11 protein-coding genes are annotated in these 10,678 nt (G+C 53.9%); 4 read left to right on the top strand and 7 right to left on the bottom strand.

Features of this window, described 5'->3' with window-relative positions:
* Positions 1–506 precede the first annotated feature (506 nt).
* Positions 507–1,322, bottom strand: coding sequence for a ParA family protein (locus C501_RS12215; protein ID WP_018134037.1), 816 nt, complete (start codon positions 1,320–1,322; stop codon positions 507–509).
* Positions 1,323–1,478: 156 nt separating this feature from the next.
* On the opposite strand from C501_RS12215, the gene C501_RS0102405 reads away from it, so the two are divergent.
* Positions 1,479–2,210 carry an SOS response-associated peptidase gene (locus tag C501_RS0102405; protein ID WP_018134036.1) on the top strand — a complete coding sequence of 244 codons (732 nt, stop codon included), beginning with the start codon at positions 1,479–1,481 and terminating at the stop codon, positions 2,208–2,210.
* Here C501_RS0102405 and C501_RS0102400 read toward each other — a convergent pair.
* Positions 2,207–3,496 (bottom strand): Y-family DNA polymerase, encoded by a 1,290-nt coding sequence (locus C501_RS0102400; protein ID WP_026174526.1) that lies wholly within the window; start codon positions 3,494–3,496, stop codon positions 2,207–2,209. The genes C501_RS0102405 and C501_RS0102400 overlap by 4 nt on opposite strands.
* A complete protein-coding gene (locus C501_RS0102395; protein WP_026174525.1) occupies positions 3,480–3,923 on the bottom strand; it encodes a LexA family protein in 444 nt (147 codons plus the stop codon). Before C501_RS0102395 ends, C501_RS0102400 begins: the two co-directional genes overlap by 17 nt.
* A gap of 413 nt (positions 3,924–4,336) precedes the next feature.
* On the opposite strand from C501_RS0102395, the gene C501_RS14205 reads away from it, so the two are divergent.
* On the top strand, positions 4,337–4,540 hold the full coding sequence (locus C501_RS14205; RefSeq protein ID WP_156807588.1) for a hypothetical protein: 204 nt from the start codon (positions 4,337–4,339) through the stop codon (positions 4,538–4,540).
* 987 nt (positions 4,541–5,527) lie between these two features.
* Here the strand turns inward: C501_RS14205 and fabI are convergent.
* From fabI to C501_RS14920, 3 genes are read right to left on the bottom strand one after another with little or no spacing between them, the layout of a single operon-like run.
* Entirely contained in the window at positions 5,528–6,295 is a 768-nt protein-coding gene (gene fabI / locus C501_RS0102385; RefSeq protein WP_026174524.1) for an enoyl-ACP reductase FabI, read from the bottom strand.
* Between the two features lie 2 nt (positions 6,296–6,297).
* Complete coding sequence (locus C501_RS14200) at positions 6,298–7,419, bottom strand: hypothetical protein (RefSeq protein ID WP_156807587.1); 1,122 nt, start codon at positions 7,417–7,419, stop codon at positions 6,298–6,300.
* Positions 7,420–7,433: 14 nt separating this feature from the next.
* On the bottom strand, positions 7,434–7,727 hold the full coding sequence (locus C501_RS14920; RefSeq protein WP_083906508.1) for a helix-turn-helix domain-containing protein: 294 nt from the start codon (positions 7,725–7,727) through the stop codon (positions 7,434–7,436).
* Positions 7,728–7,832: 105 nt separating this feature from the next.
* On the opposite strand from C501_RS14920, the gene C501_RS13840 reads away from it, so the two are divergent.
* Positions 7,833–8,564 (top strand): SDR family NAD(P)-dependent oxidoreductase, encoded by a 732-nt coding sequence (locus C501_RS13840; protein ID WP_083906507.1) that lies wholly within the window; start codon positions 7,833–7,835, stop codon positions 8,562–8,564.
* Here C501_RS13840 and C501_RS0102370 read toward each other — a convergent pair.
* A complete protein-coding gene (locus C501_RS0102370) occupies positions 8,561–9,001 on the bottom strand; it encodes a helix-turn-helix domain-containing protein (RefSeq protein WP_156807586.1) in 441 nt (146 codons plus the stop codon). The two genes, C501_RS13840 and C501_RS0102370, sit on opposite strands and share 4 nt — an antisense overlap.
* A gap of 87 nt (positions 9,002–9,088) precedes the next feature.
* On the opposite strand from C501_RS0102370, the gene C501_RS0102365 reads away from it, so the two are divergent.
* Positions 9,089–10,609 carry a hypothetical protein gene (locus C501_RS0102365; RefSeq protein ID WP_245532380.1) on the top strand — a complete coding sequence of 507 codons (1,521 nt, stop codon included), beginning with the start codon at positions 9,089–9,091 and terminating at the stop codon, positions 10,607–10,609.
* Positions 10,610–10,678: the final 69 nt, after the last annotated feature.

The raw sequence follows: 10,678 nt of genomic DNA, 5'->3' as shown, positions 1-10,678 counted from the left end.
TCTTTCGGATAGGGCTTGGGCAAGAGATACATCCTTCCAGCGAGGACGAATCCTCACAGATCAGATGTCAACCAAACCCGGGGCAGACCCGATTGTTATACACAATTTATGCTATAAGGATCGACCTCTCTTCATCTCACCGTGGAACGGTGTGAATCTTTCCCCGCCATTTAGGTCGTCCTGCCGCTCGGTGAGATACCGTCTCAACGCTTCTTCAACGAACGCCGAAAGGCTACGTGGGCCGTCATCCTGTGCCGCCCCGACGAGGACAGCTCTTTTACTCTCTGCTACTAAGCGCGCGTTGAGCGAGATAGTATATGGCCGCTTCACTCCTTCTGTTAGGGAGGTTTCGGCTTCATTCGTGGTCATTGAGGGCTGTGCCGGCACCGCATCTCTGATGGCGGTTTTAGGTATGGATTGTGCCTGCGTTCCGGGTGTGTTGATGTCTTCAACGATTGGCACAAGCTTTGCTGGTGGAGTCGGGCGATTCCGGGCTGGTTTTGAAGTCATGCTATCTCCTGAGATCCCTCGCTGTGCTGAGTTGCAATGATGTCGAAGGCCGCCTGTACCAGCCTTGCGGCCCGGGTCTCATAGCTATAGATGCTGATGGCATTGTTGGGACCTGCAGCTGAAACTGAGTCCTTGACTACAGAACGGTATTTGATCGCAGGCTGTCGCCACAGGTCCCCAAAGTGATCGCGAATACCTTTCATTTGGTCGTCGTGCTCCCCCAATGACTGGTATCCGTTCACGATGAGCCCGGTAACTCTTAGTTCAGGATTCATCAGATACCGGGATTTCTCCTCGACGAAGGCCTGAGTCTTCATAGCCCCCTCGACTGCTTCAAATTCTGGAATGGTAACGATTTGAACACCTGTGGCGGCAGCGAACGCCATCTGTGTCAGGTGACTAAACGATGGTTGAGTGTCAATGCAGACGAGATCGTACTGATCCTGAAGCCACCCACCTGCTAAAGCGTTGGCTAGTCTGCTGACTGCTCCTAGGATTCCGGCTTCTGAGATTCTGTTTTCCAGGTCGGGCCTTGATGGGAGGACGCCTACTGTTACACCAGAGATCTCGACCTCTTGGACGGCCTGCTCCCCTGCTCCAAGTTCCCCTGATTTTATGACTTCAGTGGATGTCACGGTCGGCTTGCTGGGGTCGTACTCTACGCCGAGCCGTCTAGATAGGTTCGACTGAGGATCCATGTCAATGAACAACACTCTCTTACCTCTGCGAGCTTCAGAAACGCCGAAGTTCAGACAGACCATCGTCTTGCCGACACCACCTTTGTTGTTGGCAAAAGCTTCAATTCTGGTCATAGCCACTCCTATTTATTGCTATGCAATATTTACTTCACTTAATTACCGTACCATACGTACCGTGTTTGCAATACTACATTGACAGTATTGCTTATATTGCTTTGCAATATTTTATTGCTTTAGATTCCAGCGAGCACATGGGGGTAGGATCAGTCCATGTGTGGACGATACGCGCTGATCAGGACGACCGCTGATCTGGAGCGAGATTATGAGGCTCAGGGCGCAGACCTAGGGGAGTGGCAGCCTCGTGGCTCAGTGAATATCACTGCTCATGCTCCGGTCCTGTTGGAGCAGGCTGATGAGCATGGTGAGCTTGAACGGGCGCTGGTGCGCGGCCGGTGGCGGTTCGTGCCGCAACGGGAAGAGGACTTCAGGCCAGCCCCGCTGATCAATGCCCGACTGGACAAGCTGCAGCGATGGTCAGGCTGGCGCGAGTCCTATATCGGGCAGAGGTGCGGGGTTCCGATGTCAGGATATTTTGAGTTCATCGAACGCTTGGTTGAGGGAAGGAAGGTCAAGCAGCCGTATTTCATTTCCGATCCGTCCGGGGAGCCATTGCTTGCTGCAGGGCTCTACAGCGAGGCCACAGACCCTAAGTCTGGCTTTGCCGGGCTCGGCTTTACGATCATCACTACGGATGGAGTGGACGCCGCGGGTGAGATCCATGACAGGATGCCGGTGTTTTTGCCGGCAGATGTCATCGATGACTGGCTAGCCCTGGGGGAGTGGGATACCAGCACGCGGAGGGAGTGGAAAGAGGCCCTTGGGTCGATGTCCGCGCCAATTGCTGCCCGGCTGAAGGCTCACCCAACTTCCCGTGCCCTGAACAACACACGGACGGTAGATGTCCATAACTTATCGCTGGTGGAGCCAGTAGATCTGGACTAGCCGGCCTTCACAGTCAGTAGCTCGTTCCAGTGCGTGGTGTACCGGGGGGAGAGCCTGTCACGTTTCATGGTCCAGTCCGGCCCGGATTTAAGGCCGGCGGCGCCGAGGCCTACGACTCCGCGGCCGTGCCGCTGCGCGAGTTGTTCCAGCAGCGGCCCGATCCGTTTCTCCTCGTGCAAGTTGACGAAGGGCTCCAGGACAGGCTGCGCTCCGGACGGCCGCAGGTCTGTGAGCATGATTCCTGCTCGGGCGTAGCGCACGTTGCGGTGGATCAGCGGGACGAGGTTATGTGCCGCCCGCGACAAAAGTACTGGGTCTGCGGTGGGTGCCGGCAGCGGCACAGTGATGGAGGGGTAGGCCTGGTCGTGCGGGTTGAAATGAGAAGTGCAGGCGAAAGCGGTCACCACTTTCGCCTGTTGGCCGTGCTTAGCTAAGCGGGCACTGGCCTGCTGAGCGTACACCGACATACATTGCCTCACCTGCTCAGGGGTGGTGAGCGGGGTTGAGAAGGATCTGGAGAAGATCAGCTGTTCCTTGCCGATCTTCTCTTCCTCGAAAGGAATGCACGCCTGGCCGTTGAGTTCCAGGACAGTGCGCATGAGGACGATGGAGAATTTTTCGCGGATCCGCACCGGGTGAGCGCGCTTCAAATCCAGAATGGTGTGGATGCCGATACCGGCGAGACGCTGGGCCAGGCGGCCGGCGACGCCCCAGAGCTCGGTTACAGGCAATCTGGCCATAAGCGCTTCTTGCTCTGGTACGGGTATGGAGTCCCACACACAGACGCCCTGGAAACCGGGGGAGTGCTTGGCCCAAGCATTGGCCAGCTTGGCAAGGGTTTTCGTCGGCGCGATCCCGACACAGACGGGCATTCCCAGGTGTCGATCGACCGCGGCCCTCATACACTGACCAAGGTCAATAAGCTCAGCAGGATCCCCGGTCACGCCGAGAAAGCACTCATCGATTGAGAAGATCTCCTGCCAGGCAGAGAAGCGCTGTAGCAACTGCATGGTCCGGGAACTCATGTCTCCGTAGAGCTCATAGTTAGAGCTGAGCGCTGCGAGATTCCAGGCTTTCGCTCGAGGTGCAAGCTGAAACCACGGGTCTCCGAGCTTGATACCCAAGGCCTTGGCTTCTGAACTCCGGGTGATCGCGCATCCGTCGTTATTGGAGAGCACGATACAGGGCCGGCCCCGCAGCGACGGATCAAACACCCTTTCGGCGGAGACGTAGAAGCTATTGACATCCACCAGGGCGATCTGATGTGACTTAGCCGGCTTTGACACGATGCAAGCAATAGGTCACCACGCCCCAGATGGTGAAATCACTGAGTTCTGGAACGCGAAGCCGAGGGTATTTGGGGTTAGCCGGCACCAGGTAGGCTGCCTCGTGCTGGGCGTCGAGGTGGAGGGTTTTTACCGTGAGCTCACCATCAACGATGGCGATCACCACAGATCCGTGCTGGGCTGTGAGTGCTCGATCGACGACGAGCTCGTCACCGTCGAAGATCCCAGCGCCGGTCATGGAATCACCGGCCACCCGAACGATGAACGTCGATGTGGTGTCCTTGATCAAATGCTGATTGAGGTCGAGGGTGCCATCGTAGTAATCCTGTGCAGGGCTAGGATAGCCGGCGGCAACCGCGTAACCACTGACCAGTACGGCTGCCACGGTCGAAGCCGTGGCCTGTCGAAGCTCACTAACTGTACACATGATGCCATCCCAAAATTCGTATCTAAATACGAATCGTATAGTACTAACTAGAACAGACATTCCCATACTGCAGGGTGCTGACCGAGACGGAGAGCCATAAATAAAGCGAAGGTGCCGGGTTAGCAGTCTGCTAACCCGGCACCTTCATTGATAATCGCCTAGCCGATGTTCACCTGAACAGCGGTCGGCGGAGTACCTGTGATATTAATATTCGTCCGCGGACCTACCCTGGGCAGTGAAACGACCTGGCCCGGCGCGTAGGGCATCACGTAGAAGCCTTGAGTCGTGTAATTTCCACTATAGAAATTACCGCGGTTCGGGTGATTACCCCGCTCGGTGACTGGGCCGCCAAATAATCTAAAACCCGTTTTCTGTAGCGACCCCTAGTTGCCGGGCTGGCAGAGCGTCCCGACATGGCTGCTTTCGTTACCTGTCCGCTGTGGTTTCCTGGCTGTGGCTGGGGGAGTGATTTAGTTGGTGTGTTGGTGGGCTTTGCAGTTTTCTGGGTTTTTCGTGCAGATGCAGCTGTATTCTGTGGTGACTGGTCCTGCTTTCCTGGCCCAGGTTTTCTCTTGGTTCTTTTTCTTCTGTTGTCTTCTTCTTTGGTGCTCTGGTGAGGTTTCGTATGCTCTCAATTGGCTCTTTCCTGGTGGGCTAGGGGTTTTGTCTTGGTGGTGGCTCTTTGGCTCACCCCAGAGGCCGAGGGAGCGGGGGAGGGCAGAACTCTGCCTCTAGCATCTCAAGTAAAAAAACTTACGAGAGATGTCAGGGCAGGCTCGTGGTGATCTGTGATGGTCACCCCGTCAGCGTCGGTCGCTGGTCGGTTGAGACACCAGACATAAACGAGTTTGTTTCGTGTGTGGTGTCTTCACCTGGTCCAGGGCATTACTTCTGGACAGTGGCGGCATGTGCACGGGACTCCGGCAAAGCTCTGTTTGCTATAGGGTTTGGCACTCCTTCGCGGGCGACCCTTACGGATTGTCGCTGCATGGCCCCTGGTTCCGTGCTCGGCAGATTCCCTATGGCTCTGACCCAGGGACCACCGCGTGTAAGGCGGGGCGAGTATTTGGTTTCGGCGGTTCGGTTGTTCGACACGCCGCGCAGACATTCTCGACACTCTACGCTTCCCTCACCAGGGTGTGTTCTGGTAGACTCACTACCAATACTTCAGAGTAGAGAGTTTCCCTGGTTTGGAACTTATTTACTTATCGAGATACCGAGTGCGTCAACACTCTGGTTTCTCAGACTGGGACCCGATGATTTCGGGTCCCTTAGTCGTTTAAGAAGCTCTTTGAATTAGCGGCTCCTGTCCTCTGTTCGCATCAAAGTCATAGCGATCCACGGCCTCAATTATGAGTGGGGCCAGGAAATCTTGATAGGTGAGTCCTTCAGTATCAGCTAGGCCGCGAATCTTTTCGCCGTACCCCACTGGCAGCTTCACGTTAAAAGTGTCTCGGGGGCCTTTGCTAGGCCTGCCCGTTTGCTTCTTGACGATTGCCATGTCTCGATCATGCCCTGATTTTCGTATTTTGAAACGCAAGCTAAGGGGCGTGTCTCGCGAAGGAACATAAACATGATTCTAGTAAATCATATTTGTGTCTCCTCTACATGCCCATGACGTGGTAGCCGCCGTCTACATGGATTATTTCGCCAGTGGTGGCGGGGAACCAATCGGTGAGCATGGCTATAACTGCTTTCGAGACAGGTGAGAGGTCTTCCCAACTCCAACCGAGGGGTGCGCGTGATTCCCAGACTCCTTCTGTCGAGTTGATGTCTTGAATCTTGGATACTGTGGGGTTTTGAAGTGGGCCGCAGGCGATGAGATTGCTTCGTATACCGTGTTTGCCAAGGTGATAGGCAAGATAGCGGTTTACTGATTCGTAGGTTGCTTTTCCTACTCCTGCGTATCCGTAGATCGGCCATACTGGGGTGCTATCGAGAGTGACTCCTACGATACTTCCTCCCTTGGACATGAGAGGCAGGCAAGCCGCCGCTAGAGCTTGTAGCGATGTTCCTGAAACTCTCAGGCTGGTCTCGATATCGTCCCATTTCGCATGGAGGAAGTTCTCACCTACAGCTTCCGGTTTGCTAGCGGAGATGCAGTGAATGATTCCGTCTATGCGGTTAGTGTGCTCAAGAAGTCGTTCGCTCAAAGTGTCAAAGTGTTCTTGGCTCCGTGCATCGAGTTCTAAAATTGGGCCTTTCTTTGGGAGCCTTCCTATGATGACCTCTGTAGTTTTTCGTTGCCTGCCGAAGGCTGTGTAGATCAGGTTGGCACCTTCTTCTGCAGCTAACTTGGCACAGGCGTAGGCGATGCTTCGTTCGGTGTAGATTCCGGTGACGAGGATGGTTTTACCGTTCAACATTCCCATTTTTAATCCGCTGGGATTAATTGGACGAGTATGTACCTGGCGGGGTTAGCTTGATCTATAGGAGAGGCTGTCAGACGGAACTGCCGGTAGCCATCATTGACCGTTATCAAGCGAACTCTCAACGACTCATTATCAACATTACTGGCGCGGGTTTTCTCTAAATATGCTTCGGCTGGGCCGATGTCGTCAGGATGGGTCAGCGAAGTAATGTTCATTTCAAATCCGGGCGGTAGCCCGAATTTGGCCCACGACGGCGAGGTCACAAAAGTAATCCCTTGGGCCATATCAAGTTCTGCGAAGACCCGGTCGCTTAGAAGACTGAAAGCCGATTGCAAAACTTCACCTTCAGAGACAGGGCTAAGACCGGGTAGCTGAAGGTTCGTAGGAAAGGGAACAATACGTGAGAACCCTCGCAGCATGACAGCTTCGGGGTGATCTGGATCTGGATAAGCTCGGGCGCTGTTGGAGATCTGCATTGGTTCCGGGGTAGAGCTGCCGTAGCCTCTAACGGACTCATAGGTTAGCAGGTGCCGTTTGCGGTTATTGATGTCGATCCCACTATCGATCATAAACTTTATGGCAGCTCGATCTTTAGGCGCGATGAGTTTATTTAACCAGTCACCGGCTGGGCCACGTGAACTGGTGAGAAATTCTTTAGTAATCCCATAAATGTCCTCTAAAAGAACACTGTCCCATTGGGAAGCGTCCAAGCCAACATTAGTGCCGTCAATTCTAGAGACTCTCCACTGCCACGTTCCTATCACGGGTTCAGGTGCTAGGGGCGTGGCAACTTCATTGAATACTCCATAAGCGCCAACAGCAATGGTCTTGTCTGGTGAAATGATGGGACGTACTGTCACCTGATATATTAGGCCGCCATGTGCCACTTTAGAGTCAGTAAATTTTAAACTCTCTAAAGCTTCGCGGAGAGGTCCGAGCAGTAAGAATCTACTTTTCTCATTAAGTGTTCGGCGTAGGCTGGTTACTTCGGTTTCGTCGAAAGTATGATCGCCAATACTCAATAACGAGAGATTGTCATCTGACCGATCGATAATTACCCATTGTCCCAGACAATCAACATCTTTCCATCCAGACACCGGCTTTGAATGTGATCTGAGAGTCATCTTTGAGCTTTCCTTCACGCTGACTTTGAGTTATGAGAGAAACGGATGTTCTTAGAGGGTAAAGCTTCTGTAAGAAGAGCACGCAAGGTATCCCACCGCGCAGTCAAGACATCATTCTTTATGCTGACTAACCCTAGCTGTTCTAGCTGGCCTAGCTCACTGGTCACGATAGATTTCGGGAGGCCTGATTCTATGACTATCCTCTCTAAAGAGAGGCCCGATGGAGCGCCAGCCACCGACTTAAGAACACGTAAGGCGTGCGGGCGTACGGCGTGAGAAAACAAAAGATCGTGCTGTTGCTTGTGCATGGCAAATAAACCTTCGTAGGAAGTTAATTTGGGCCAACACACTATTTTCGCAACAGCACGTTAATCTATTAAGTACTTCAAGAAACACTAGCCTATGCTGGTCTTGTGCGCAAAATCACTGAGCCAGACCCAGACCCCTCCCAACCAGGGGCGCTTGTGATAGGTGCCTCTAGGGGCATCGGTAGAGCAGTCGCGGCCAAGTATCTTTCTGAGGGCTTCTTGGTGGCTGGCACTCATCGAGGGAGCGGAGTAGATGAGGGAGTGCACGGCATCGAAGCCGATGTGACCAATGAAAAATCCCTGGTGGAGGCACTGCGCGGTGCGGTGAAACATTTAGGTAGATTGGACGTCCTTGTATATAGCGCAGGGATGGTCAGACAAGATCTTTTGGTACGGATGCGTGTAGAAGACGTTAGAGAGGTTATCGATACAAACTTGATAGGAGCCTTTATCGCTTGCAGGGAGGCTCTGCGAGTGATGATGAGACAGCGATCTGGTTCTATCGTCCTGATTTCATCAGAGTCGTCTCGGGCTGGTATTCCAGGAGCTTCGCACTACACTGCGTCAAAAGCAGGTCTTGAAGGCTTGGCACGGTCTGCCATGTGGGAGTCAGGGCCATTTGGTGTCAGAGTCAATGTTGTTGCTCCAGGGGCTACCGATACGGACATGATGAAGGCTGTTTCGGAGGAAAATCTCAAATCTCTGCTGTCCCGGACTCCGTTAAGGCGAATGGCACATGCCGAGGAGATTGCAGAATCCGTTTTTCAGATCAGTCAGCTCCCGCATGTTTCAGGAGCAGTGCACGTAGTTAGCGGGGGCGAAGGCCTCGGTCACTAATTTTTCGCTTGGTTCGTGTCTAGGTCTAGGTCATTTTTAAGTTCCTCTGGGATGACGTATTTAGCCCAGGCAGTCACAGCTTGTATATATCGTTCCCTGTTTACCGAATATCTGACAGCTCGCCCATGCCGCCGACCTGGAGGCTGGTCCGCCTCCACCATCCCGAGAGCTTCTAGATCGTTTAGTGCCCGCCCAACCGGCACGCTTTCCTTTTCGAGACGTTCCATGAGATCACCCCTTAGCAGAGGACTCTCTTTCATCAGTTCCACGAGAATGCCTACACGCATCGGCATGGCAAAGACCTTCATTGCATACGCAAGATCATCGGGCCATGCATGATCTGGAATCGTCTGTCGAGGCATAGCTACTACTATCTCTCGAAATAGGTGTGGGACACCAGTCTGCAATGAATCTCTAGATACATCTATGACGTACACCGTGATCTCACTCCCTTGACATACATTTATGTTTCTCTACAATAGTATTAGATTCTCAAGAATCATAGAATAAACTAGAGGAGCATAATGGTATCTCTTATGGGTGGTGGGCACTTTAGTAAGGTTCGCCTATCTCGAGGCATGTCTTGGAATGCAACAGCTGTTGTGTTGGCGTTGGCGGGTGGGGCTTTGTTTGGGTCGGCTTCTGCTGCGCAGGCTGCGCGTGTGGTTGATGACGAGTCGATGTACAACATTGGTGAGAAGTTTGAGGTTGTGCCTGGGTATCAGACGTATTTCGGGTCGATGAAGTCATACCCGACATCAAAAAACCCAACCTTGCTTGGCTGGTGTATCGATCTTGGTGCGGGTGTGGGTCCGGATGCGGTTCCTGCGGTTCCGGTGGATGATCCGCGTGGCCCGGTGTTTAACTGGCTTTTTGCCTACGCAGCAGCTAGTTCTGATCCAGCTGTTCATACCCGTGTGGCGCTCACGGTTCATGAGGCTTTTGATGCCAAGGGCTGGGGGATGATCTCCAAGGCGGCCGAGACCGATTCTGGTCTTGCTACTCGGATTGCTGAGGCTCGTGATCTGTATAAGAAGGCTGAGGCTCAGGCGGGGCCGTATAAGGCACCTGAGGTGAAGGTGGCTGCGGATAATCTCGGCCCGCTTGATGATCAGGGCCGAGGCACCGTGACGGTGACGGTGGGTGCCCCGGTATCGGCGGCAGGTAATGCACAGAACGACACTGAGTTGAAGGTCAGCTTGCACAATGGTGGCAAGTTTGAGTCCACTGGCAAGGCTGAGGCGACGGTGAAGCCTGGTGCCTCTCTTAAAGCGGTTGAGGTTCCTGCCGGTCAGGTCAATGTCACTGCTGCGACGGTGACTCCTTTGGCGGGTTCGGCGTTGAATGCTTATTACCAGCCGGAAGGGCCGCAGCGCAGCCAGAATCTGCTTGGTGGTGGCGAGTACGCAGCCCTGTCTGCTCGAGGCGCTGACTTCCTGAAATACGGTCAGCGGTTGGATTCTCAGGTCCAGTTCCAGGGCGGTTTCACGTTCCGTGATCTGATCATGCGTTCCGGTGCTATTTCTGATACCACCGCCGAGGTTACGGCTGATGTGTATGTGACCACGCAGGCTCCTACGGAGGAGGGTACTCCTGAGGCTCCGGCTGATGCTGTCAAGGTAACCAGCCAGCTCGTATCCAAGGTTGCTGACCAGAAGGTTTCCGATGCGTTCGATGCGGTAGCGGTTGAAGCTGCTGTGAAAAAGATGCAGGACGAGACCGGTAAGCCGGTGAACTCCTACATCGTGCTCTCCACACCGGAAACCGATGAAAACCGTGCCTTCACGTCTAACCACCTGATCGCTTCGGAAAGTGTGTCGTTCCCGTTGAAGGAGAAGCCCGAGGTTGTGACGACGACGAATACCAAAGAGGTCGTCACTGTGAAGGAATCGGTCAAAGAGGTTGAAGCTCCTCGGATTGAGGCGGGCACCCCGGCTGCGGTGGACACCACGGCTAATGGTGGTGTGCTGATGGCTGGTGGCGGTTTCCTTGCGGTGTTAGCGGCTGTGGCTGCTACCAGTGTGGTGGCCCGTTCTCAGGCCTAACCACACCTGATGGGTTTTCTGGGCCGGGTAGTGCCCACTTCATCCACCGCACCCCCTTGGTGGTGAGTG

This window comes from Acaricomes phytoseiuli DSM 14247 (assembly GCF_000376245.1).
GTDB classification, from domain to species: domain Bacteria; phylum Actinomycetota; class Actinomycetes; order Actinomycetales; family Micrococcaceae; genus Renibacterium; species Renibacterium phytoseiuli.
Note: the sequence above shows the minus strand (reverse complement) of the source record. Positions and strands in the feature narration are given on the sequence as shown.